Origin of the sequence: Exiguobacterium sp. RIT452, from assembly GCF_003598705.1 — a bacterium.
GTDB classification, from domain to species: Bacteria; Bacillota; Bacilli; order Exiguobacteriales; family Exiguobacteriaceae; genus Exiguobacterium_A; species Exiguobacterium_A undae.
This window is the reverse complement of the sequence record NZ_QXJB01000002.1, coordinates 545,597-570,566: the sequence shown is the minus strand read 5'-3', so window position 1 is coordinate 570,566 and position 24,970 is coordinate 545,597. Positions and strand designations below refer to the sequence as shown.

Annotated in this window: 23 protein-coding genes and 1 other annotated feature; of the genes, 12 read left to right on the top strand and 11 right to left on the bottom strand. The window is 46.8% G+C overall.

Translation table 11 applies throughout. The features are described 5' to 3' along the window. Window positions 1–32: 32 nt before the first annotated feature. From D3D03_RS08335 to ccpA, 4 genes are all read left to right on the top strand, one after another. Window positions 33–605 carry a DUF948 domain-containing protein gene (locus tag D3D03_RS08335; protein WP_026832306.1) on the top strand — a complete coding sequence of 191 codons (573 nt, stop codon included), beginning with the start codon at window positions 33–35 and terminating at the stop codon, window positions 603–605. Beyond that, on the top strand, window positions 602–1,171 hold the full coding sequence (locus D3D03_RS08330; RefSeq protein WP_119923314.1) for a YtxH domain-containing protein: 570 nt from the start codon (window positions 602–604) through the stop codon (window positions 1,169–1,171). The genes D3D03_RS08335 and D3D03_RS08330 overlap by 4 nt, the downstream gene beginning before the upstream one ends. Before the next feature lie 119 nt (window positions 1,172–1,290). Next, on the top strand, window positions 1,291–2,376 hold the full coding sequence (locus tag D3D03_RS08325) for a bifunctional 3-deoxy-7-phosphoheptulonate synthase/chorismate mutase (protein ID WP_026832308.1): 1,086 nt from the start codon (window positions 1,291–1,293) through the stop codon (window positions 2,374–2,376). 163 nt (window positions 2,377–2,539) lie between these two features. Then, window positions 2,540–3,553 (top strand): catabolite control protein A, encoded by a 1,014-nt coding sequence (gene ccpA, locus D3D03_RS08320; RefSeq protein WP_026832309.1) that lies wholly within the window; start codon window positions 2,540–2,542, stop codon window positions 3,551–3,553. 64 nt (window positions 3,554–3,617) lie between these two features. On the opposite strand, the gene D3D03_RS08315 is transcribed toward ccpA, so the two are convergent. The 4 genes from D3D03_RS08315 to D3D03_RS08300 form a co-directional block, all read right to left on the bottom strand. Beyond that, window positions 3,618–4,376, bottom strand: coding sequence for a FixH family protein (locus tag D3D03_RS08315; RefSeq protein ID WP_026832310.1), 759 nt, complete (start codon window positions 4,374–4,376; stop codon window positions 3,618–3,620). A 114-nt stretch (window positions 4,377–4,490) separates the two neighbouring features. Beyond that, entirely contained in the window at window positions 4,491–5,681 is a 1,191-nt protein-coding gene (locus D3D03_RS08310) for an acetoin utilization protein AcuC (protein WP_119923313.1), read from the bottom strand. Then, window positions 5,678–6,310, bottom strand: a complete 633-nt coding sequence (locus tag D3D03_RS08305) for an acetoin utilization AcuB family protein (RefSeq protein ID WP_026832312.1) — start codon at window positions 6,308–6,310, stop codon at window positions 5,678–5,680. The genes D3D03_RS08310 and D3D03_RS08305 overlap by 4 nt, the downstream gene beginning before the upstream one ends. A gap of 11 nt (window positions 6,311–6,321) precedes the next feature. Further along, on the bottom strand, window positions 6,322–6,954 hold the full coding sequence (locus D3D03_RS08300) for a GNAT family N-acetyltransferase (RefSeq protein WP_026832313.1): 633 nt from the start codon (window positions 6,952–6,954) through the stop codon (window positions 6,322–6,324). Between the two features lie 146 nt (window positions 6,955–7,100). Between D3D03_RS08300 and acsA the strand changes: the two genes are divergently transcribed. Then, the gene (acsA, locus tag D3D03_RS08295; RefSeq protein ID WP_119923312.1) at window positions 7,101–8,804 is read left to right on the top strand and encodes an acetate--CoA ligase; all 1,704 of its coding nucleotides are present in this window, start codon (window positions 7,101–7,103) and stop codon (window positions 8,802–8,804) included. 116 nt (window positions 8,805–8,920) lie between these two features. Here the strand turns inward: acsA and D3D03_RS08290 are convergent, their stop codons facing one another. Next, window positions 8,921–11,521 carry a transglycosylase domain-containing protein gene (locus D3D03_RS08290; RefSeq protein WP_119923311.1) on the bottom strand — a complete coding sequence of 867 codons (2,601 nt, stop codon included), beginning with the start codon at window positions 11,519–11,521 and terminating at the stop codon, window positions 8,921–8,923. A gap of 150 nt (window positions 11,522–11,671) precedes the next feature. Next, window positions 11,672–11,876 (top strand) — a binding site (T-box leader). Window positions 11,877–11,926: 50 nt separating this feature from the next. On the opposite strand from D3D03_RS08290, the gene tyrS reads away from it, so the two are divergent. Beyond that, on the top strand, window positions 11,927–13,174 hold the full coding sequence (gene tyrS, locus D3D03_RS08285) for a tyrosine--tRNA ligase (RefSeq protein WP_026832316.1): 1,248 nt from the start codon (window positions 11,927–11,929) through the stop codon (window positions 13,172–13,174). A gap of 47 nt (window positions 13,175–13,221) precedes the next feature. On the opposite strand, the gene D3D03_RS08280 is transcribed toward tyrS, so the two are convergent. The 3 genes from D3D03_RS08280 to D3D03_RS08270 form a co-directional block, all read right to left on the bottom strand. Next, window positions 13,222–13,749 carry a biotin transporter BioY gene (locus D3D03_RS08280; protein ID WP_119923310.1) on the bottom strand — a complete coding sequence of 176 codons (528 nt, stop codon included), beginning with the start codon at window positions 13,747–13,749 and terminating at the stop codon, window positions 13,222–13,224. A 118-nt stretch (window positions 13,750–13,867) separates the two neighbouring features. Beyond that, window positions 13,868–14,467, bottom strand: a complete 600-nt coding sequence (gene rpsD / locus D3D03_RS08275) for a 30S ribosomal protein S4 (protein ID WP_012371102.1) — start codon at window positions 14,465–14,467, stop codon at window positions 13,868–13,870. A 226-nt stretch (window positions 14,468–14,693) separates the two neighbouring features. Continuing rightward, entirely contained in the window at window positions 14,694–15,179 is a 486-nt protein-coding gene (locus tag D3D03_RS08270) for a GAF domain-containing protein (RefSeq protein ID WP_026832318.1), read from the bottom strand. Window positions 15,180–15,398: 219 nt separating this feature from the next. Here D3D03_RS08270 and ezrA point away from each other — a divergent pair, with 219 nt between their 5' ends. Both ezrA and D3D03_RS08260 read left to right on the top strand, forming a co-directional pair. Beyond that, window positions 15,399–17,105, top strand: a complete 1,707-nt coding sequence (gene ezrA / locus D3D03_RS08265; RefSeq protein WP_119923309.1) for a septation ring formation regulator EzrA — start codon at window positions 15,399–15,401, stop codon at window positions 17,103–17,105. A 68-nt stretch (window positions 17,106–17,173) separates the two neighbouring features. Beyond that, a complete protein-coding gene (locus D3D03_RS08260; RefSeq protein ID WP_119923308.1) occupies window positions 17,174–18,733 on the top strand; it encodes an amidohydrolase in 1,560 nt (519 codons plus the stop codon). Window position 18,734: 1 nt separating this feature from the next. Here the strand turns inward: D3D03_RS08260 and D3D03_RS08255 are convergent, their stop codons facing one another. Both D3D03_RS08255 and D3D03_RS08250 read right to left on the bottom strand, forming a co-directional pair. After that, window positions 18,735–19,499 carry a MerR family transcriptional regulator gene (locus tag D3D03_RS08255; protein ID WP_119923307.1) on the bottom strand — a complete coding sequence of 255 codons (765 nt, stop codon included), beginning with the start codon at window positions 19,497–19,499 and terminating at the stop codon, window positions 18,735–18,737. A gap of 86 nt (window positions 19,500–19,585) precedes the next feature. After that, complete coding sequence (locus tag D3D03_RS08250; protein WP_026832322.1) at window positions 19,586–20,401, bottom strand: NAD kinase; 816 nt, start codon at window positions 20,399–20,401, stop codon at window positions 19,586–19,588. Between the two features lie 163 nt (window positions 20,402–20,564). Here D3D03_RS08250 and tpx point away from each other — a divergent pair, with 163 nt between their 5' ends. The 4 genes from tpx to D3D03_RS08230 all read left to right on the top strand — a co-directional run bounded on the left by tpx (window position 20,565) and on the right by D3D03_RS08230 (window position 24,354). After that, the gene (gene tpx, locus D3D03_RS08245; RefSeq protein ID WP_119923386.1) at window positions 20,565–21,071 is read left to right on the top strand and encodes a thiol peroxidase; all 507 of its coding nucleotides are present in this window, start codon (window positions 20,565–20,567) and stop codon (window positions 21,069–21,071) included. Window positions 21,072–21,174: 103 nt separating this feature from the next. After that, window positions 21,175–22,083, top strand: a complete 909-nt coding sequence (locus D3D03_RS08240; RefSeq protein WP_026832324.1) for a class I SAM-dependent methyltransferase — start codon at window positions 21,175–21,177, stop codon at window positions 22,081–22,083. Window positions 22,084–22,204: 121 nt separating this feature from the next. After that, window positions 22,205–23,416 carry an acetate kinase gene (locus tag D3D03_RS08235; RefSeq protein WP_028105868.1) on the top strand — a complete coding sequence of 404 codons (1,212 nt, stop codon included), beginning with the start codon at window positions 22,205–22,207 and terminating at the stop codon, window positions 23,414–23,416. Between the two features lie 335 nt (window positions 23,417–23,751). After that, complete coding sequence (locus D3D03_RS08230) at window positions 23,752–24,354, top strand: 3D domain-containing protein (protein ID WP_026832326.1); 603 nt, start codon at window positions 23,752–23,754, stop codon at window positions 24,352–24,354. Window positions 24,355–24,452: 98 nt separating this feature from the next. Here the strand turns inward: D3D03_RS08230 and D3D03_RS08225 are convergent, their stop codons facing one another. Then, window positions 24,453–24,890, bottom strand: a complete 438-nt coding sequence (locus D3D03_RS08225; protein WP_026832327.1) for a universal stress protein — start codon at window positions 24,888–24,890, stop codon at window positions 24,453–24,455. Window positions 24,891–24,970 lie beyond the last annotated feature (80 nt).

Here is a 24,970-nt window from a genome sequence, read left to right as displayed (position 1 = left end):
GACACTAGCAAAAGAAAATGGAGGCACGAATCATGGAAATCACATTAGGCGGCATCGCCGGATTAGTAGCTGCGATTGCTTTCGTAGTACTTGTCATCTTTCTTGCCCGCGTCTTGAGCGCAGCAAGCAAGACACTCAATAACGTAGCCGATACGACGGCAGGATTAGAACGTCAATTAGACGGCATCATGATGGAGACGACAGCGTTGTTACATAAAACGAATCGTCTTGTCGATACGATTGAAGAAAAAACAGAATTGCTTGCACCAGTCGCCAACTCGATCGAAGAGTTAGGCACATCACTCAATAAAGTGACGGATTCTGTCCGAACGGTTTCGGATACAGTCGCAGGTGCTGCCGATACGAATAAAGAGCAGATTGCGCAAGCAGTCCGCTGGGGTTCAGTTGCGGTCGAACTCTTCAAGAAAAACAAACCAGAACCGGGTCAAGATGTCTCTTCTTCGACGACTGCTACCACAACAGTTGAAAAGAAACCACGCCGCCGTTTCCGTAAAAAATCAGAAACACCAGTGACGCCAGAAGTCGTTTCTGTACCAGATGTCGAAAGTATTCCAGATGAGTTGAAGGGAGATCGTACGCAATGACAAAACAACACCCATACCAGACACAAGATACTTCAAAAGGTGGCGGATTCCTCGCCGGGATTATCGTAGGAGGATTGCTTGGGGCGGCGGCAGCATTGCTGTCGAGTCCAAAATCAGGTCGTGAAATGCGCGGTATGCTCGACGAGCGCACAGCGCCGGCACGTCAACGTCTGAATGAACAAACACAAGTCGTTCGTGAAAAAGCAGAACCGCTCGTAGGTGAGTGGATTCAATTAGCAAAAGACAAAGCAGCTCCTGTCATTGAAAAAGCAAAGAAAAATCCAACGGTCCAAGAAGCAGCGGAATATGCTGGATTCGAAAAAGATCAATCGAGCATCGATGCAGCACTCGCTGAAGCAGAACAACTTGTCCGCGATATCGAACGTGAAATCGGAGATGAGGTAGACGGTGCTTCAGTGGCTGAACAACTCGATACGGAAACCGTTGCCGAGTTATCTGAATTACGGGAAGATCTCGAAGGCGAAGAGAACGAAGAAGATACAGAAAACGAGGACAATGATCCCCAGTCAAAATTAAGTCATGAAAAACAACCTAAAAATAAGTAATCCGAGCGTACTCACTGACTTTAAATAGTGAGTACGTTTTATTTATGTACAATTTCACAAGAGTTCGCTATAATTAGTTGCTATTACGAGCTATATGCTGATTAGGGAGTGGTAGAAGAATGGATCAACATGCAGAATTAAAACGCTTACGTGATGAACTCGACCTGGTAAATGCAGAATTACTTGGATTAATCAACAAACGGGGCGAGATAGCGGTTGAAATCGGTAAAGTAAAACGGGCGCAAGGAATCGATCGGTATGATCCGGTTCGTGAACGCCAGATGCTTGAATCGATTGCAGCAAGTAATCACGGTCCATTTGAAACAGGACGCCTACAGCACGTATTTAAAGAAATTTTCAAAGCCTCTTTGGAACTGCAAGGAGAAGACCGGACACGCAAATTGCTTGTGTCGCGTAAACAAAAGCCGACGAATACCATCATCCGGATCGGAGATGACGTCATCGGTGACGGCTCGCAACAGTTAATTGCTGGTCCTTGTGCCGTCGAAAGTGAGGAGCAGGTCTTTGAAGTGGCCGAGCAACTCGCGAAGCATGGTGTACGCTTCATGCGTGGTGGAGCTTACAAACCACGGACATCACCATACGATTTCCAGGGTCTTGGTCTAGAAGGATTGAAGATGCTGAAAAAGGCAGCTGATGCCCATGGTCTTCATGTCATCACAGAAATCATGACGCCGAGTGCAGTTGAGTCGGCTTTACCATACGTGGACATCATTCAAGTCGGTGCCCGCAATATGCAAAACTTCGATCTTTTGAAAGAAGTCGGTCGAACGGACAAACCGGTTCTGTTGAAACGTGGTTTGTCAGCGACGCTTGAAGAATTCATGTACGCAGCAGAGTACATCATGGCAAGCGGGAATGAGCAGGTCATCTTGTGTGAACGCGGGATTCGGACGTACGAGCGTGCGACACGAAACACATTGGATATCTCAGCCGTTCCGATTTTGAAGCAAGAAACACATTTGCCTGTCATGGTCGATGTAACGCATTCGACGGGTCGTAAAGACTTGCTCCTGCCGACAGCGAAAGCGGCATACGCAATCGGTGCAGATGCCGTCATGGTAGAAGTCCATCCGTTCCCTGCGCTTGCGCTCTCAGATGCGAACCAACAACTAGATTTTAATGAGTTTGATTCGTTCATCGAGAATCTGACTTCCACTTTTCCGGCACTAAACGTTCAATGATTTTCTAAAAAGGGTAACCTATAGCGAATGAAAACGTTTTACAATGAGGGAAGAACGGGAAAAGAAACATATCTTTTCCTGTCTTCCTTTCGTGTTGCCTAAAAATGAAAATAAAAATGAAAACGAAATCGAAATAATCGCCTAAAATAAGGAGGAATTTGTTTTGAACAGTAATATAACGATTTATGATGTCGCACGGGAAGCCGCCGTGTCGATGGCAACCGTCTCACGTGTGGTGAATGGTAATCCCAATGTCAAACCGTCGACTCGCAAAAAAGTCCAGGATGCGATCGATCAGCTCGGATACCGTCCGAATGCCGTTGCACGAGGACTTGCCAGTAAAAAAACAACGACGGTGGGTGTCATCGTACCGGATATCTCAAACATCTTCTTTGCGGATTTAGCACGCGGGATTGAAGATGTCGCGACGATGTATAAATACAACATCATCTTATGTAACTCGGATCAAAATCCTGAAAAAGAAATTCATTTATTGAATACCTTACTCGGAAAACAAGTGGACGGTATCATCTTCATGGGCGGACGTCTGCACGAGGATCTTGTACGTGAATTCAAAACGTCTCCGGTTCCGATTGTACTCGCTGCAACGTTAAATCAAGACTATGACCTTCCAGCGGTCAACATCGACTATGAAAGTGCTGCGCACGATGCCGTCAAGTCATTGATTGACCACGGTCACAAACGAATTGGTTTCATCACGGGACCACTCGAACAGCAGATTAACGGAGAAAAGAAATTTGCAGGATACCGCAGTGCGTTAGAAGAGGCGAACTTGCCGTTTGATGAGCAAAACGTCGTTCTCGGAAACTATACGTATGATTCAGGAATGAAAGCGATGAATCAATTGCTTGAATTAGGAGCGGATTGCCCCCGTGCAATCTTTGCCGGAACCGACGAGATGGCACTAGGTGTCATTCATGCGTTACAGGATGCAGGTCATCAGGTGCCGCAAGATTTCGAAGTCATCGGGCATGACAACACGCGTCTCGCAACGATGATTCGTCCGAAACTGACGACTGTCGTCCAGCCGATGTATGATATCGGAGCGGTTTCGATGCGTTTGTTGACAAAAATTTTGAATAAAGAAGAAATCGAAACAAATGATGTCACGTTACCGCACCGGATTGAGGAACGCGACTCGACTCGTTCTTCGTGAAAACAACAAATCCCCTTTGCTTTTCCAAAGTGTTAACGGAAAAAGCGAAGGGGATTTTGTATGATTATTTCTTAACGGTAACGAGTTGATCCTGATGATGATGCAATTGGTCATTTTCGACATGAAGACGAACTGTTGCAGTACCGGGATGAGTAAGGGATACCTCACCCACGTATTGATCCGCTTGTTTCGTCAAAGGAATGTACGTATGTTTCTCGACGCCTGGTTCAATGACTTCGATTTGAACATCGGCCTGTAGAGGTTTGCCATCGAGAAAGACATGAAAGGCAATCGGAAGTTTTGCTCCGACCATTGTCTTTTTTGCACCCATGTAGTGGACGGTTAAGCCATCTGCAGCCGCGTGCTCATGCTCATGTGCCGGCTTTGCTGTTTTTTTTTCATGTGAGTGATTCATGACGACAAAAGAAATCTTGTCCATGTGATGAAGTCCTTTTTTATCATTGATATGATAAAGTCCTTCATATTCACCTTCCGCAAGCTTCGCTTCCGCTTGATAGGTACCGGTTTTCTTTAAAGTTGCTTTGATTTTTTTATGTGCAGCTTCTTTTTCATCTGCTTTCCAGACTTCAAACGTCACGTCTTCGACGTTCACTGCTTTTTTGTTCTCAAGTGCGGTCGCTTGGAAGACGACTTTTTGATTCTCCATTGTTTTTGCCGGAACCTCGACCTTGACGTCAACAGCTGGTTTTCCAGACCCTTGCATCGTGTCGTGATCCATCGCTTGTTTCTCATTGCCGCAGCCGACGAGTAACAAACCACTTGCTAAAAATACCCCCGTTAAACCAATCGTTGTTTTCTTCATCTTTTGTTCCCCCAATTGTTCGTTTACTAAGTAAAGTAATAAGACCTTATTCAGTATACCAAGAACTTGTGAAGTCCCAACGAACTAATTGTGAAAAGAACAAGACGTTTTTCCTTATTTGGAGTAGGGGGAGTGCGCCGACAAGTGTTCTTTTTTGGTGTCGTCCACAAACGGCCAAAGCAGCCGTTTGACCGTCTCCCAGTTCTTCTCCTCGATTTCAGGACGCCGTGGAATCGTCGGATAGAGCGGAAAGCGATCCCGCCAGGTTTTCGGTACGTCCGGACTTTCGGTCTGCCAGCGTGTGACCCACGAAGCGGGAAGATCGCCTTTAAAAGGTGGACGATTCGTCAAAGCAGCAAAGACTTGGCTCCAGGCACGAGGCACGACACGATACCAGTCATACCCACCGCCACCTAAAGCGACGATTCGGCCATCTGTGTAATGGTTCGCCGCCTCGACGGCGATTTGAGGAATCTGTTCATAACTCTCCATCGTCAAAGACAGGTGGGTCAACGGATCGAGGGCATGGGCGTCTGCACCGTTTTGTGTAATGATTAAATCCGGTTTAAACAATTCACAGGCTTCAAATAAAACCGTCCGGTAGGCATCCAGGAATGAACCGTCTTCCGTAAACGCATCAAACGGAATATTCCAACTGAATCCATAACCTTCTTCGGCACCACGCTCCGTGACCATCCCTGTCCCCGGAAACAGATAACGGCCGGTCTCGTGAAGGGATAGGGTCATGGCATCCGCCCGGTTATAAAACGCCCATTGCACGCCATCGCCATGATGCGCATCTGTATCGACATATAAAATCCGACAGTTATATTTTTGAATCATCGCCGCCATAGCGACCGCTGTATCATTATAAATGCAGAATCCGGAAGCCCGTCCCCGGAAGCCGTGGTGCAACCCGCCTCCGATATGAAATGTCCGGCGATATTGACCCGATAAGACAAGGTCACATGCTTCGATGGTTCCGCCGACGAGTAGCGCCGCACTTTCATGCATATTCGTAAATAAAGGTGTATCCTCCGTCCCGAGACCATACATCTGGGCTTTCATTGGGGAAAGCTCGCCGTGTCCTGCGAGTTTTACCGCCTGTATGTAGTCCGGGTCATGAATCAGTAACAGTTCCTCGTCCGTCGCCGGTCGAGGAGCACGACAGTCTACCGTATCGAGCACGCCCATTGCTTCAAGCAGAGAGACCGTCAACTCCAACCGGATGGGGTTGAAAGGGTGGGTGTCTGAAAAACGATAGTGTGCTTCTTCTTGACTGTACACATAGGCAAAGTCTTTCATCGACTGACATCAGGACCGAGTACATCAAATCCTTCCTTTCGTAATTTTTCAATGACACGAATCGGATTCATTGTCTGGACACGAAAGGCAACGATGCGGACGTAAGGATCTTTTGTAGGATAGACGAGAACATTTAGGATGTTGACGTTGGTCTTAGCGAGCAGACCAGCAATCTTTGCGAGTGTACCGGCAGTGTTCTCGACCCGGATTTCGATTTGCGAACTCGGCTCCAAAGCCCCGGTTAATTGGACGAACGTCCGCAGCAAATCCGTTTCCGTAATCAGTCCGACCAGCCGGCGACCACGTACAATCGGCAGGCAAGATAACCGGTATTCGTAAAATAAAACGGCGGCATCTTCGATGAAATCAAGCGGATGTGCAGTCATCGGGTTGCGTTGCATGATGCTGGAAACCGGATTTTGCTGATCCGTTAAAAAGGTATCCGGATGAAAGATGCTGCTGGCGCTTTGAAGTTCAGTCAGTCCGATCAGACCAAGCAGTTCATGGCGGGCATTTGTGACCGGCAGATGACGAATCTGGTGACGGCGCATCAGCTCAGCCGCATGGGCGATCGAATTGGTAGGTTGAATCGTGATGCAATGTGTTTTCATGATTTGTTCGATTAACATGCGATCCCTCCTTAATCATACATGAAGCGTCGGCGGAGGCGTAACGCATCAAAATGCGCCACGACTTCCGGCGCCACGTGTGTACCGATTCGTGCCATCAAACAATTGGCGGGGTGGGAAGCAATTTCCGGATCGTCTGTCGGGAAAAAAACAAGTCCGCCATGATTCATCATTTTTTCCATGATTTTGCGGTAATCCCAAACGGAGAGACCACTCCCCTTTAAGTCCCAATGCCAATAATATTCAGTCGTTAAAATCAAGTAGTGCTCCATTGCCGGATCGAGCATCGAAACTTCAAGCAGTTTCTTGCCGATTTGCTGGCCGCGAAAACGAGCGGCTACTTCGATGGCACCGAGCTCTAGAATATACGGGTTGTTGCCTTCACTCCATGTTTCATAGGGATCTGGGTAAAGGAACGTGACATAACCGATGATGTCCGTTCCTTGTCGTGCGATAATGATGCGTCCCTCTTCCAAGGCGGCGATTTCGACAAGGGCCTGATGTTGTTCGAGTGGTTGTCTGAAAGCCGTTAATCCTGGATCTAACGTGTACGTAGACAGAATCTGACTGGTAACCGGTCCCTCGATTTCGACCGGACCAAGCGATGTTTCATGAGTACGATGATTGAATTGTTTTTCAAACATGTAAGCGTCACCACCTTCTTGTTTATTATAGTCGAAAGCAGGTGGTGAAAGAGAGGGATTTTTTAACAAATTGGCGGCAAATGGATTGAACTACACGATAACTAGCTTATAATGTAAGAGAGAACAGAGAAGGGGAGGAACGAGACATGAAAGTTTTGAAAGCGCTTCCGGGGAAGCATTGGTTATCTGAATATGACGGGTCAGATTCATACGATTGGCAAGAAGCGGAACAATATTTTTCATGGGCAACGACGGGGAAAATCAATATGGCCCACGAAGCAATTGATCGTCATGCTGAAGGTGAACGAGCTGATAAAAAAGCATTAATCTACTTTGACGGGACGACTGAACAAAGCTTCACTTATGCGGATATGAAACGGTTGACGAACAAGGCGGCAAACGTCCTGACAGATGCGGGAATCCAAGCAGGAGATCGAATTTTCATCTTCATGCCACGTTCACCAGAACTGTATTTTGCGTTACTTGGTGCACTCAAAGTCGGGGCAATCGTTGGTCCGTTGTTTGAAGCCTTCATGGAGCAGGCTGTCCGGGACCGGTTGCTTGATTCCGAAGCGAAGATGCTGATTACGACAAAAGCCTTGTTGCCTCGTGTGCCGGTAGAGGAGTTGTCTTCACTCGAACAGATCTTCCTGGTAGATGAAGAGGTCGAAGCAGACGGGAAAATTTCTGATTTCCGGATTGCTTTTGAACAAGCCTCAGAGTCGTTTGAGCCGGTCTGGCTGGACCGGGAAGACGGGCTGATTCTACACTATACGTCTGGTTCGACCGGAAAACCTAAAGGGGTCCTTCACGTTCAAAATGCGATGATTCAACACATGATGACGGGACGTTGGGTCCTCGATTTGCAGGAAGAGGATGTCTACTGGTGTACAGCCGATCCGGGTTGGGTGACGGGAACGAGTTACGGTATCTTTGCTCCATTCTTAAACGGTGCAACGAATGTCGTCGTTGGCGGTCGCTTTAATCCCGACTTCTGGTACAGCGTCATCGAAAAGTATAAAGTGACGGTCTGGTACAGTGCGCCGACCGCATTCCGGATGTTGATGGGGGCCGGGGCGGAAGTGGCAAACACGCATGATTTGTCGAGTTTGCGTCATGTCCTGTCTGTTGGGGAACCGTTGAACCCGGAAGTCATCCGGTGGGGAAAAGAAGCTTTTGATCAACGGATTCACGATACATGGTGGATGACGGAGACAGGGGCGATGATGATTTGTAACTATAAATCGATGGACATCAAACCGGGATCGATGGGGAAACCGATTCCTGGCACCAAAGCAGCCATCGTTGATGATCAAGGCAATGAGCTGCCACCTTTCCGGATGGGGAATTTAGCGCTTAAAACACCATGGCCGTCGATGATGCGTCAAATTTGGAACAATCCGCAAAAATACGAGTCTTACTTCTTTAAAGGATGGTACGTTTCAGGAGATTCGGCTTACATGGACGATGAAGGATACTTCTGGTTCCAAGGACGCGTCGATGACGTCATCATGACAGCTGGAGAACGTGTGGGTCCTTTTGAAGTCGAAAGCCGCCTTGTCGAGCATCCAGCTGTAGCGGAAGCAGGGGTCATCGGGAAACCGGATCCGGTTCGTGGGGAAATCATCAAAGCCTTCATCTCTTTACGCGATGGGTATGAACCGACGGAAGAACTGAAACAAGAAATTCAAACGTTTGTCAAAGAAGGTCTTGCAGCACATGCTGCGCCGCGGGAAATCGATTTCCGCGATAAGCTTCCGAAAACGCGGAGCGGTAAAATCATGCGTCGTGTCTTAAAAGCATGGGAACTTAATCTCGAAGCAGGCGATCTTTCGACGATGGAAGATTGAAGATAGAAAAATAGGCATAAATCATACAAATAACCCGCTTCCGGCGTAAGTTCGGAAGCGGGTTATTTACATGAAAAAACACTGATCCTTTCAGATCAGTGTTTTTGGTAAAGAAGTTATTCAGTTTCTTGCTTGGCGTCATTTTCTTTCTTTTTAGCGTCCGCCTCGGCTTTGCGTTTGGCTTCAGCCTCTGCCTTCGCTTTGGCATCGGCGTCAGCTTTACGTTTCGCATCAGCCTCTGCCTTCGCTTTGGCGTCAGCTTTACGTTTCGCATCAGCCTCAGCTTTCGCTTTGGCGTCGGCGTCGGCTTTACGTTTCGCGTCAGCGTCGGCTTTACGTTTCGCGTCAGCGTCTGCTTTCGCATCGGCGTCAGCTTTACGTTTCGCGTCCGCATCCGCTTTTTCATCCTCGGCTTTTTGTTTGGCGTCTTCAGCCTTCGCTGCATCTTCTTTTTTCTTTTCTTCTGCTTGCTTTTTCTTTTCTTCAGCGGCTTTTTTCTTCGCCTCTGCTTCTTTTTTCTTTTTATCCTCTTCTTTGAAACGACCTGTATTTTTAAAGTCGTTGGCGCTGACTGACGCTGGCTGATTAAAGCGGGCATCTGACTTAAAGTAACTGCTGTTTGCGTTATACGTCAGATTCGCCATTTGAGCCCATAGATTTTGCGTCCGTTGGTAATATGTCGTCGCACCTAACAAGGAATTGTTTTGGTCGTGTCCCGTCCAGACAGCAAGTGTGACACCTGGTGTAGAGGCGACGAGGTACGAATCCTTGATTTCATTTGTCGTTCCTGTTTTACCGGCCCAATCTCCAGGTGCATTGAGTAAGGAATTAGCATACTGGGCTGTTCCTTTATCAAAGACACCACGCATCATATCAAGCGTGAGATATGCCGTACGGTCTTGATAAATTTGTTTTTTCTTCGCTTTTGCTTTGTAAATATTTTTGCCGTCTTTTGTAATCTTCGAGATGACATATGGTTTCACGTATTCACCGTAGTTCGCAAGTGTTGCATAAGCACCTGCCAGTTCAACTGGAGTGATTTCCATTGTCCCGAGCGCAGCAGACGGCGCATAACGAATATTGTCGGGAATTTCGATGCCCATGTCGACTAACTTTTGAATCGAGTTCGACATGTTCATTTTTTCGTACGTCTTAACAGCCGGAACGTTTAATGAGAGTTCCAATGCTTCCCGAACCGTGACATTGCCACGATAACGTCCACCTTCGTTGTTGATCGGGTTGTCACCCGGTTGACGAGGAACGGTCTGGTAATAGTATTCTTCATCGTTGATCGTCGAAGCTGGCGTAATTAATCCATTTTCGATTCCGTTTGAATAAACAAGAATCGGTTTAGCTGTAGATCCGATTTGGCGTTTCGCCTGGAAGGCGCGGTTGAAATCGTCCGCTGTCCCATCGGTGTAACGACCGCCGACAAAACCAAGAATACGACCGGTTTCGTTTTGCATCAAGACGGCAGCTGTTTCTTCCGGATCTTTTTTCGTGACCGTCTTTTTCGTTTTTGGATCGACGACTTGCTTGTATTGCGGAGCTCCCGGGAAGTTCGCCGCATTTTTGGCAGGCGTCTGCATCGCTTCATGAATTTTTTTGTCGAGTGTTAAATGAATTTTATAACCACCTTGACGGATGGCAACAAGTGCCTGATCTCGATAGTTGGCTTTGACTTCGGCCAGTTCAGACGGTTTCACTTCATCTTCCTTAACACCATCTTGTTTCATGAGGTAACTGGTCATGATTTTTAACGCTTCTTTTTCGGCTAAATCATAGACATACGGGTACGTGTCGCGTGAACGGGTTGATGTTTTAGCGAAATCTTTTGTAATGTCGTATTTGACAGCCTTTTCGTACTGCGCTTTTGTGATGTTTTTAGCAACATACATCCGCTTTAAAACAGTTTTCATGCGGTTCGTGCTCGGTGTTAAGTCTTTTTTGACAACACCGCCCTGAAGATATGGCGTGTAGTAGTAAGGGTTCTTCGGAATACCGGCCAAGAAGGCAGCTTGCGGTAACGTCAGTTTCTTGGCGGGTTTATTAAACACGCCGCGTGACGCTGCTTCGATTCCGGCGATGTTCCGCCCTAAAGAGTTTCGTCCGAATGAGACGACGTTCAGATACGCTTGAAGAATTTCATCTTTTGTCATGGCGTTTTCAAGACGCAGTGCCAGAATGATTTCTTTTGCTTTCCGTTCGAACGAGACTTCGTTCGTTAAAATCTGGTTTTTGATGAGCTGTTGCGTCAACGTACTTCCGCCTGTTCGTGAAGCAGAATTCGTCAGCTCTTGAAGAACGGCACGTAATGTTGCTTTTGGCACAACACCATCATGTTCGTAAAAATCAACATCTTCTGTTGAGAGGACTGCATCAAGCAGGTAAGGTGAGATTTCTTTGATATCAACGGGTTGACGTTCTTCATCAGTCGAGATGTTCGTCAACTTTTCGCCGCTGCCCCAGTAAATTTCGCTGGTGATCGCATAGCTGTTCACTTGTTGTTTCATGTCTGCCAGTTGTGGTGCTTTCGTATCCTTGACGAGTGATGCGAAATAGCCGCCAGCTGCACCGACAGAAAAACTTCCGACGAGTAAGACACCTATGATGAGGAATAAAATGATATTCCAAGAGACGTCGTATGTGATATTCGACCAGTGCCGAACGGCTTTCGTTCGGGGGTGATTCCAAAACTTGAACCAGTTCTCGCGCATAAATGATCTCCTTTACATCTTAAACTTGGGTGTAAATTAACATTAAATCACAGATAGACGTATTATACCATATCTGAAGTATTAGAAAGTGGCTTGACAGTGGATTCTGCTTCGACGTATCATGGAAACATCTTAGGATGATTATATAAAAAATAAGCTGTGAATGGAATTAAGTAATGAATCGCTCCCTGTATCAGAGACCTAGTGGTGCTGCGAACTAGGACATAGCGCTTTCATGAATTACGCTTTCAGGAGCTTCTTGAGAAATCAAGCGGACTGTGCCCCGTTATCGGCAATCTAAGTGGCATGAGGATCATGCAATTAGGGTGGTACCACGGAATATTCCGTCCCTTCGTTTATACGAGGGGACGGTTTTTTTTTAGACTATTTTTAGGGGGAAGACAGATGACGTTACTTGAAGATTTAGAGTTTCGCGGCTTAATCAGCCAACTGACAGATGAAGAAGGAATTAAGGAATTGTTGGCCAGTCCGACGACACTGTACACAGGATTTGATCCGACGGCAGATTCCCTGCACATCGGACATTTATTGCCGATCCTTGTTCTTAAACGCTTCCAAGAAGCCGGACACCATGTCATCGGCTTAGTGGGTGGCGCTACCGGAATGATCGGGGACCCAAGTGGTCGTTCGACGGAACGTTCATTAAATACATCGGATATCGTCGAAGAATTCGCGAACCGGATCAAAGGACAACTGTCCCGCTTTTTACCGCTTGCAGGAGAAAATCCGGTGACGATTGCCAATAACCTGGACTGGACAAAGGATTTGACGATCATTGATTTCTTACGCGACATCGGAAAACATTTCCCGATCAGCTACATGCTGGCGAAGGATTCCGTCGATTCACGTCTCCAAAATGGGATTTCGTTCACGGAATTCTCATACATGTTGCTGCAATCATTTGATTTCCTGAAGTTGTACGAAAATGAAGGATGCCGCCTTCAAGTTGGAGGAAGCGATCAGTGGGGGAATATCACAGCAGGAATGGAATTGATCCGCCGCGTCGGTCATGATCAAAAAGCATTCGGCATGACGGTTCCACTCGTCACGAAATCAGACGGACAGAAATTCGGAAAAACAGCCGGCGGCGCAGTCTGGCTCGATGCCGATAAAACGACACCATACGAGTTTTACCAATTTTGGTTTAACGTCGACGATCTCGATGTCATTAAGTTCTTAAAATACTTTACGTTCCTGACGCATGAAGAAATCGGAAATCTCCAAACAGAAGTCGAGACAGCACCGGAAAAACGGATTGCCCAACGTCGACTGGCGGAAGAAATGACAGTTCTCGTTCACGGAACGGATGCGTTGGAACAAGCGAAACGCATCACACAAGCGCTCTTCAGCGGTGAAATCAAATCATTGAAAGCAGAAGACATTGCCGATGCTTTCAAAGGGATGCCACGTTTTACACTTGGTGAAGCAACGAACCTGGTCGATGTTCTCGTTGAAGCAAACATCAGTCCGTCAAAACGTCAAGCACGCGAAGATGTGACGAACGGAGCGATCTACATCAATGGAGATCGGGAACAGGAATTGACGAAAGAGATTACGAAACAAGATGCGATTGGTGATTTCACAATCATTCGCCGTGGGAAAAAGAAATACTTTGTGCTCGAGCACGCTTAAACCTAAAAAAAACAACGCTGACGGGATTCGTCAGCGTTGTTTTTTTATTACGCAACCCGGAATAAGCGGAGCGGGAGCAAACGAACGGCAATCGTCGTCGCAAGCAAGGCTTTTAATACGTCGCCGAGGATAAATGGAATGTTGATGGTCAGGGCATCAAGGAAAGACAGTTGTAAAACGGCCATCAAACCAAATGTACCGAGCAGATAGACAAGTCCAAGTCCGAATACGATCATTCCGATAAACAGCGGCAGGAAACGACGTGTCTTTTCAGCGACCAGACCGATAAAGAAACCGGCAATCGGGAAAGCAATCAAATAGCCGACCGTCGGACCGACGAATGGGGCAAGTCCTCCTTTTCCACCAAGTAAGGGGAGACCGGCAGCAGCGAGCAGTAAAAAGACCAGGACAGCAAGTCCACCACGTTTTGCGCCGAGGATGGCACTGACCGTCATGATGGCAAGCATTTGAAGGGTGATCGGAACGGGTCCGACAAGTTGGAGTTGCGGCAGTAGACTGACCGCGGAAATGATGGCAGCACCTAAAGCGATAAATGTAAGATCTTTCGTTTTCATAACATGACACGTCCTCTTCATTATGTGTTAACCAATATAAATAAAAGGTTAACACAAAACATCAGAAAGAGAAACATAAAAAAAAGCACCCACCGAAGTGGATGCTTGAAACAACTGATTAACGTGAGTAGTACTCAACGACGAGTTGTTCTTGGATTTGATCGTTCAATTCAGAACGCTCTGGAAGACGGACGAACGTTCCTTCGAGCTTCTCAGCATCGAAAGTAACGAAGTCTTTAGTTGCTGGAGCAACTTCGAGTGCTTCTTTGATAACGACAAAGTTCTTCGATTTTTCGCGAACTGAGATCGTTTGACCTGGTTTCACGCGGAACGACGGGATGTCGACGCGAGCGCCATCAACTTGGATGTGACCGTGGTTGACGAGCTGACGAGCAGCACGACGTGTACGAGCCATACCCATACGGTAAACGACATTGTCAAGACGTGCTTCAAGTAAGAACATGAAGTTCTCACCGTGGATACCAGGCATTTTGCCAGCATCGTTGAAGATACGGTTGAATTGGCGTTCGTTTACTCCGTACATGTGACGAAGCGTTTGCTTCGCTTGAAGTTGAAGACCGTACTCAGACATTTTGCGACGGCTGTTACCGTGTTGTCCTGGAGCGTACGGACGTTTTGCGATTTCTTTTCCTGTTTCAGTAAGAGAGATACCGAGACGACGTGAAAGTTTCCAAGCTGGACCTGTATAGCGAGCCATAATAAGACTCCTCCTTAGTGTTCGTTATTATTTGCATAAAAATAATAACGCCATCAAACCCACGTTACGCCCATTTCATGATGTGGCACCCTCGCTTGATAGCAAAGTTACACGATGCCCCTCCGGCAAAAGCCGAGTCATGAAATGTGATACGTAAGCGATTTGACCGCTATCGTTATCATTTCTGCACTTTTACAAGTATACGTCTGCTGATTCCTGCTGTCAATCAAATATGACGAAGAAGAATTTCGCTGAACGCTTCGAGACCGGCTTGATCCGTTTCATCAAAACGACGGAGTTCCGGACTATCGATATCGAGGACACCAATTGTTTTTCCATCTTTAATTAATGGAACGACGATTTCTGAATTGGTTGCTGCGTCGCATGCGATGTGCCCCGGGAAAGCATGCACGTCCATGACGAGTTGTGTCACCTGATCTTGAGCAGCTGTCCCGCAAACACCACGTCCGAACGGGATGCGGACACAAGCCGGAAGACCTTGGAATGGACCGAGGACCAATTCATTTTGCTCGGAATCAGTCAAGTAAAAACCAACCCAGTTCGTTCGATCGAGGAATTGACCAAGCAATGCGCTGGCATTGGCAAGATTGGCGATTTGATTGGTTTCTCCGGTAAGTAAGGCATCCAGTTGTTTGTTCAGCATTTCGTATTGTTTCGTGCGGTCACCATCATAAGTCGTTGTCTCAAACATGTAGCATCCTCCTGAAAAATCATATTTTATTCATCTTATCGGGTTTTTACGTGACTGACAAACAATTGATTTCAAGAAACGGGTTTGAAAAGTTCGGAAGAAATTAGGAAAAGCCCGAGTAAATCTATGCAAATCGGTTGCGCTATACTATTATAAGGATAAGATTAAAGCGAATATATGAGAATATGAAGTCGCTTGATAGGGTGGAGGTCGTAACAAATGTGGGCATGGGTGATTGGCGTCATCGTCATCGTATTACTCGTCATGCTGTTCAGCATGATCAGTCGGAAAAAATATTATACGAAAATCGATGAACTTGATCTGCGGAAACAAGGAATCATCAGCGCGTCGATTCCGAAGGAGTTGCAAGAACTGAAAGAACTCCCGATGGCGGGTGAGACGGAGACGAAATTCACTTCCTGGCACCAAGCATGGGAGGAATTAGTGACAGTCCACGTCGCACAAATCGATGAGACATTGTATCGGGCGGAAGAAGGACTGGACGGGTACCGATTCGTCGCAGTCAAAAATGATTTGGAAGTAACAGAGCAATTGATCGGTGAGCTGGAAGGGTTGATTGAAGGAATGTTGACGGAAATGTCGACCTTCAAGGAAAATCAATCGGTTCTCGCAGAACTAAAAGCGCAAGGGGAAACCGATTCCAGTCAAGTCCGGAAATCGTTGTTATTGCAAGCAACCTCGTTCGGACCGGCTTTGCCTAAACTCGAAGAACAGGCGGAAACGATTGACCAGCTGCGAATTGAAATGGTTGCGTTCGAGGAAGCGGGAGAAGTTACGAAAGCTTACGAAACAAGTCTTCAATTGGAAGAGCAAGTGGAAAAAACGCGCCAATTCGTTGAAGTGATTCCGAAACATTGGAAGACGCTTGCCCACGAGTTGAGACAACGGATCGATCAATTGAGTGCCGGTTATAAAGAGATGACGTTAGACGGTTATCCGCTTGAGCCTCTAGGAATGCAGTCCGACATTAAACGGTTTGAAGAACAACGTTTGAGTCTCGTCAAAAAGTTAGAATTTCTTGAAATCAACGGTCTTGAAGAACAAGTCCAACAACTTGCGGCAGACATCGATCAAATGTACGACACGTTCCGACGTGAAGTCGATGCCCGTCACCATGTGAAAAAAGAGAATCAATCGCTGAAACAAAAAGCTTTGCGGATGCGTGAGAAAGTTCATCAGTTGGCGCAAGAGTTCAGCATGTTACGTGAAAACTACGAAATTTCGGCGGACTTAGGCGAACATTACGAGTCGATTCAACGCGATGAAGAAATGTTGTTTGGTGCCGCAAAAGATTTGGATGAGTCGATTGCAAGTCGGATCATTCCGTTCAGCATGCTTGAAGATCAGATGCGGGATGCCGTACGTCTCGAAGAACAGCTGATGATTCAATATGAACGGTTTACCGTGGAACTGCAGGCACTGCGCAAGGAAGAAACAGAAGTCCGACAGCGTGTCACGGAATGGCGACAAATCGTTTCCTCGACACGTCTGCGTTTAAAACGACTCGGGCTACCGAAAATCCCGGCAGAGGTAGAAGAAGCATTACAAGCTTCGAACCGTTCCCTGCAGACGCTCGAATCACGCTTCGAGGAGCTGCCGTTCAACGTCAGTTACGTCGTGGCGCAGAGCGAAGATGTCAACGGAACGTTTAAACTTCTGCAAGAACGGATAGATAAATTAGTATTCGAAGTCACTTACGCAGAACGACTCGTCCAGTATGCCAATCGGTTCCGGCGACACGACAATGAGATACATATGTCGCTGACGATTGCCGAGACGAAGTTCCTCGCAGGAGATTATGAGCGGACGATCATTTTGGCAGAACGTGTATTGGAACAATTTGATCCAAGTTCGATTGACCGAATTCGAAAAGCATGCGGGCAACAAGAGACGATGCATGCATAATCATCACTGACAACTCAGGGTGGCCTTTCAGGTCACCCTGTTTTTGTAAAACAAAAGGAGCGATTCAGATGGGAACACTGTATGTGAACGGCGTCATCCGGACGATGACACATGAAAATGAGATTCAACCGGCGATGTTTGTCGAAGAGACGAGAATCATTGCAATGGGAGAAGAGGGTACGCTACGCCGACGGTTCGGAAGACGTGTGACGACGATTGTCGATCTAAATGGGAAAGCTGTCTACCCGGCATTTACAGATGCGCATATTCATTTGATTGGTTACGGAGAAGCAATCGGACGGGTGGATGCCTCTAGTTATGCAACATTAGATGAACTGGGGAAAGCCTTTGTTCAGGCGGAAGCTGTTAATGGTTTACACGTAGCGGAAGGCTATGATGAGACGAAACTGGACCGTGCACCGACCAAGGCGTGGTTAAATCAATTGTTCCCAACTGAACCGGCGTTGCTAAAACGGACGGATCGCCACACGGTACTCGTCAACGATGTACTGTTCAAACAACTCGGATACAAGGCATCGACTGTCATCGAAGGCGGTAAGATCGGTTTGCTCGAGTCCGGTGAAGCGGACGGTTTCTTGTACGATGCGGCAATCGAACCATTGTATGCTTTACAATCGGGATCGGTCGAACGGAATAAGGCCTCACTCCGATCGGCCATCAAGAACTTGTATCGTCACGGCATCATTGCTGCCCATACAGAAGATTTGGCATACCATGGTGAGTTGTCGGAAGTATTACAAGCGTACCGGGAAGTGACGGAAGAAACAGGATTCCATGCGCACCTGCTCGTTCATCATTTGGTCGTCGATCAGTTCATCCAAACGAATCCTGAGTTACCGCCGACCTTGTCGGTTGGTGCGATGAAACTGTTTGTCGACGGGGCATTGGGTGGACGGACGGCGTTACTTGGAAGAGGGTATTCAGATGATGCGACGACACGCGGCATCGAAGTCCATTCACCGGAACAACTGGAACAACTCGTAAAACGAGCCCGGAGCTATGGCTTTACGGTCGCGGCACATGTCATCGGTGACTTGGCGATCGAACGTTTTGTGACGGTTCTTGAGAAGTATCCGGCACCAAAAGGGACACGCGACCGAATCATCCATGCAACGGTCGTCCGTCCGGAACTCTTGGCACGGATTCGGAAGCTCCCTGTTTTGATTGATGTTCAACCGGTCTTCCTGCTCGACGATGCCGACTTTGCGCAAGACCGTCTCGGGTTGAACCGGCTGGACTGGGCGTATCGTCTGAAGTCACTGGCGGAAACGGGGGCGCTTCTGTGCGGCGGATCGGATGCACCGATTTCTGATCCTGATGTTCGACGTGCCCTATATGCAGCGACGACTGGAACAGCGGGCAACATCAATAAGACGAACGAAGTCCTGTCGATGTACGAAGCTTTACTTCTGTTCACGAAAAATCCGCATATCGCAACCGATACACATGGACGAAAAGGAATGTTGCTTCCGGGATACGATGCGGACTTCGTCATCTTTGAACAAGACTTCTATTTATTACGGGGAGAAGACATTTTACGAAACCAGCTCGTTGAGACGGTCCAAGCGGGAAAAACCGTTTTCCAAGCGGATCCCGTCTTACGGTAAGTCAGCGTGTTTGGGTGTAAACCGTGATAGCCGCTGCGTAGAAATCGGCTAATCCCGGTTCGTACGTTTCGTAATAGTTTCGGAAGCGTTGATCGGTGACATAAAGCTGTCCGAGCGACTGAAAATGAGTGAGGTCACACGGATAATAATGCTGGTCGATGAAAGCATGTTGATCCCGGACGACTTGCTGGACTTCTGCGTCGTGAACGGGTCGGTGAGTCCGGTACAACCGGGTCAACCGTTGATCCAACTGTTTGTGTTGCAGGCTCAATTGTTCTGCTTCTTGTGGACTTCGCCGTTGGTGGCGGATTTGACTGATCCGGTAGGCCTCGGTTTCGGCGTAGTGTGTTTTTACTTCTTCGGCATGCTGCGCTTCAAGCGTGGTGAGTTCTTCGTGACGAAGACCACGGAAAAGTTGCTCATCGTTCATGTTGATTCCTCCTTCAATGGATTGAAGTGTCTGAGTGGCTAAATCAATTAAAGTCTGATAGTGCAGGGTGGTTTCCCGCAGACGTTGAATTTGATCCCGCAGGACGGCGCTTGCTTCCATCCGGTTGCCTTTTAGGAGGGGAGGGATTTGAGAAAGCGGGACGTGCAGTTCGCGGTACAACAAAATCTGTTGCAAACGGTGAAGCTCGGTCCTTGAATAACGGCGGTGACCTGCCGGAGTCCGGTGACTGGGAGTAAGCAAACCAATGCTTTCGTAATGGTACAGAGTTCGTTTTGAGACCCCGGCCAGCCGAGCCAATTGTTGCGTTGAATACATGTCTGACACCTCCTGGTTATGATGATAAAGGGTGACGTAACGGAACAGGCAATAAAAAAATCTGCCAAACGGCAGATTTTTTTATTCTATAAGAACGAACGTTGGATTTTATGCCAAAATGTATTGTTTGTTAATTTGACGGTCTTCAATTCTTTTTCAGATAACTGGATATCGACCGAATCGGTCCGTTTTAAACTGAGTGCTTCGTTGTCCATTCCGATGATCGGATAGTCATTGCCGTCTTCGATGATGCGCAGAGACAGTTTACGACCCCGGTTCAAGAGGAACGCCGATCCGAGTGTCCGGTAGCGGTTATTGTTGACGGAGGCGATTTCACTGACTTGGAGACAGTGAATCAATGGGTCGACAATCGCACCTGACAAGGATTTGTTGTAAGCTGTGGAACCGGTTGGTGTTGAGATGACCATGCCGTCCCCACGGAATGTCTCAAACAGGAAACCGTCGATATACACTTCAATGGCAAGTGATTTAATGATGCTTGATTTGACGGAACATTCATTGAGACAAAGCATTCCCGGACCACCATTGATCGAAGCTTCCAGAAGCGGATAACGACGGACTTCAATCTCTCCATTCGAAGCACGATTCCCGGTTTCTTTGAAAATCGCCTCAACGGACGACAAATCGTTGATGTCAAAGTCACAATAAAACGAATTTGGCCCTTCGGCAAAACCAACGTAAATGGCATCTTCGCGGAATCCTGTAAAGCGGGCGGCTTGTAGGAAAGCACCATCTCCGCCAATTGAAACGATGATGTTGGCTTGTTTATGATCCTGGACGACATTCAATCCATACCGATTTCCTACTTCAATCAGTTTACGTACCTGTGTCTCGTGTCTTTGTTTATTACGGTAATACAGGTAAACATTGTTTCGAGCCATGGTCAATTCCCCCTTGAAAGCGTTTCATGAACTCCTTCATTATACCTGTATTTAGGATAAATCGGTACTGATAGCTGAGGGCACCTGAAGAAATCTTGTTTTACCGTCCGTGTGTTTTTATAGTAGAATAGGACAGGACTTAGAATCTATCGGGAAATGGGGAATTGACATGGCAACATTTAAAGGGAATGACATCACATTGATCGGAAAACCGGTTGAAATCGGACAACAAGCACCAGATTTCGAGGTATTGGCAAATGACCTTTCACCTGTGACGCGCGATACATATGCAGGCGTCCGGATTATCAGCGTCGTTCCATCTATCGACACAGGTGTCTGTGATGCACAAACTCGTAAATTCAATGAAGAAGCTGCAGGAATCGAAGGCGTAACGGTACTGACGATTTCGAATGACTTGCCATTCGCCCAACGTCGTTGGTGTGCATCAAGCGGACTGGATAACGTCGTGACGTTGTCGGATCACCGTGATCTGTCATTCGGGACGCAGTACGGTGTCGCGATTGAAGAACTTCGTTTATTGGCCCGTTCGGTGTTCGTCATCGATGCAGCAAATGAAGTCGTATACGCGGAGTACCTCGAAGAGTCGACGAACGAAGTCGATTTCGAATCTGCTCTTGCCGCAGCGAAACGTGCAAAAACGACGAAGTAAGAATAGTTTACAAACGGCGTAAAACCGCTACAATGAAGATAATGAGAAAAAACGGCTCCCAAGAAGTGCGGGGGCCGTTTCGTTTTGAAAGGATGGAATACAGATGGAAGCTTTAGAAAAGTTATATAAAGAACTGACACAACAAACACGTAAATTAGAACGTGATCTGGACATGCCGTATTTAGAAGCCTTGACGGAAGTCATCGATCGATTGAATGAGCGGCATACGGAAAATGTAGAATCCGAGACGGTACGTAAAGCGGTCTCACTCGCGATTCTGGAAGGGATGAAACAAGCGCAACCGAATCACTTGCCGACACCGGACAGCGTTGCCTTGTTTGCGGGTTATTTAATCGGGAAACTAATCAAGAAGGACGATGTCCGTCTGCTTGATCTTGGAAGCGGGACCGGCGGGATGTTGCATGCCGTCCTCAGTCAGCTTCCGAAAGATACCGTCGCAGAAGCGGTCGAGGTAGATGAGACGTTAATCCGTTTATCGGCGTCGGTCACGGAACTGCTTGATTATCCGGTCAACTATACGCATCAGGATGGACTGCGCCCACTCTTGCTGGATCCCGTCGATCTGGCGATGGCAGATTTACCGATCGGTTATTACCCGGATGAAGAAGCAGCGAAGACGTATGTCTTAAAGCGGGAAGAAGGAATGAGTTACAGTCATTTTCTACTGATTGAACAAGCCATGAATTACGTGAAGCCGGGCGGGTTCGGTGTGTTCGTCATTCCGAACGGATTGTTCCAACACGATACAGAAGGAAAACTGAAACAGTATTTTGAAACAAAAGCTCATGTCATCGGTATACTCCAGCTGCCTTTGACGATGTTCAAACAAGAACAAGCTGCGAAAAGTTACTTGATCGTCCGAAATCATCTCGCGGGTGTGACGATGCCGAAACAAGCATTATTGGCAGAGTTGCCGTCCTTTACCGATGCCCGTGCCTTTGGCGGAATGGTGAAACAGATTGATGAATGGATTAACACAGAATTAAAATGAAATGCGCAAAGTGATTGAAATCTGTTGTTAATTTGACTATTCTAGTGTAGAACAGAAATAGAGCAAGACTCATACAGATGTGAATGTCTACTGATTTTGAATGGAAAAGGGGAAATAAATCATGGCAAAGATTATGGCAGTAAACGCCGGTAGTTCGTCGCTTAAGTTCCAATTACTTGAGATGCCGAATGAGACGATGATTGCAGTTGGTTTAGTAGAACGTGTCGGAAAAGACGACGCAATCTTTACGATTAAATATGGTGAAGGACAGAAGTTTACGGATGTTCTTCCACTTGCTACACATAAAGAGGCCGTTGAATTGTCACTTGAGAAATTGATGGAATTTGGCATCATCTCATCGTATGACGAAATCAAAGGTGTCGGACATCGTGTGTTACACGGAAAAGAAAAGTATGCTGATTCTGTCGTCATCACAGAAGAAGTCATGCAAGACATCGAATCATATACAGAGCTCGGTCCATTGCACATTCCACCAAACTTGATCGGAATCCGTGCGTTCCAAGCGATTTTACCAGATGTACCACAAGTGGCAGTCTTCGATACGGCTTTCCACCAAACGATGCCGGAAGAAAACTTCCTGTACAGCCTTCCGTACGACTATTATACGGAGTACGGCATTCGGAAATACGGTTTCCACGGTACAAGCCATAAGTATGTCACGGAACGTGCGTCTGAATTATTAGGTCGTCCGTTACAAGACCTTCGTTTGATCTCATGTCACCTCGGTAGTGGTGCTTCGATCGCTGCAGTCGCAGGCGGAGAATCACTCGATACGACAATGGGCTTTACGCCGCTTGAAGGAATCACGATGGGGACACGTTCTGGTTCGCTTGATCCAGCCTTGATTCCATTCTTGATGGAGAAAACAGGAAAAACGGCAGAAGATGTCTTGAACGTCATGAACAAAGAGTCAGGTATTTACGGTCTTTCTGGTCTCTCAAGTGATTTACGTGATGTTGAGTCGGCAGCGACAGAAGGAAACCACCGTTCAGAGATGGCACTCCGAATCTTCGCAAACCGAATTCATGGATACATCGGACAATATGCGGCAGAGATGAATGGCGTTGATGCGATCATCTTTACAGCAGGTGTTGGTGAGAACTCCGATTCGATTCGCGAGCGTGTTTTACGTGGACTTGAATTCATGGGCGTTTACTGGGATCCATCCCTCAACAACGGCGCACGTGGTGAAGAATTGTTCATTAACTATCCGCATTCGCCGGTCAAAGTCATCATCATTCCAACAAACGAAGAATTGATGATTGCACGTGATACGGTTCGCATCGGTGGTTTGGTCGAGCAAAACGCTTAAAACGAACAGCATATGACTTTTCGTCCCGCTCCAGCTTCTGTTGGAGCGGGACATTTTTATGTCCGTTAAACCCGATTTCAGCATCGATCAAAACACGATGAATCGGCTCGCAATTATTTTCTGTTACAGACGTTGTCATATAAAAATACAAAAAAAGAAAGTTAAACGTCAATTTGACGTAATAAACACTTAAAACTGAAAAAAATGAGTCTTTTGTAACACGATAGTAATAAAGGCGTCATCTTTTTGTGGTCTATATGTAACGGCACTACTCCATTTTGTCATGTATATTAATGTAAGTTACAAAACAGGGACAATTATGGAGGAGAGATTACATGATGAAACGGATACTCGCTAGTGTTTTAGCAGTCTTGTTAGCACTCAGTTCGTTTGCAGGTCTTCAAGCGGAAGCTGCAGCCAAAAAAAATGTTAAGTCGTCGGTCGATAGCCTAGTTGTTCGTCAGAAAGCAACAACGTCGTCTAAGAAACTTGGTCTTTTATATAAGAATCAAACATTACCGTACAAAGCAAAAACAGGAAACTGGTACAAAGTCAGCTACAAAGGTAAAACAGCGTACTTAAGTGCCCGTTACTCAAAAGTCGTAACCAGCTCTTCTAAAAAACAATCAACTGGTGGCTGGAAAACACTCACGAATGTAAGTGCTACAGCATACACACCGTACGATCCGGGCAGTGGTAACTTAACGGCAATCGGTTGGAACATCAAGAGCTCTAAAAAGAAAGTCGTTGCAGTTGACCCACGTGTCATCCCGCTTCGTTCAACAGTAAAAGTGTATTACAAAGGGAAATTAAAAGGGACGTACACAGCAGCCGATACGGGTGGTGCCATTAAAGGGAAAAAGCTTGATATCCTTTACTACTCACGCTCAGAAGCATTTGACTGGGGTCGTCGTAACGTGACCGTTAAATTCAAATAATCCGTCAGATCTATTGCACATCGGTGTAATAGATCTTTTTTTGATCAAAAAAACACTCCACCCGCAGGTGAAGTGTTGAAAAATAGTAATGAGTGCGGTTAAAGACGGACAATCAAGACGTCACATTTAGCGTAACGGGTAATGCTTTCGGATACACTACCGATAAAGAAGCGTTCTACAGCGTTTAATCCGGTGGCACCACAGATGATCAAATCCACATTGTGGTTGGGTGCGAGTTTCTTGGCGATGGTTACTTTAGGAGAACCGTATTCAATTGCGACTTCAACATCTTTGACACCGCGTTCTTGTGCGGTTTTGACATAGTCATCCAGTAATTCCTTGGCATACGATTCAGCACGTTCTGTGATCGTCCGGTCATAGGCTTCGACGGTCGCGAAAGTCCGTGTATCGATGACATGTGCAATGACAAGTTTGGCATCGTTTCGAAGTGAGACGTCAATCGCCGTTTCAAAAGCACGTTCTGCCTCTTTTGAACCGTCGACTGCTACTAAAATGTTATGATATACAATTGCCATTCTGTATCCATCCCTTCGTATTCAGCTGATTCTTACACCCTTATTATACCATTCCCTCAATTAGAAGATGACGAACATTT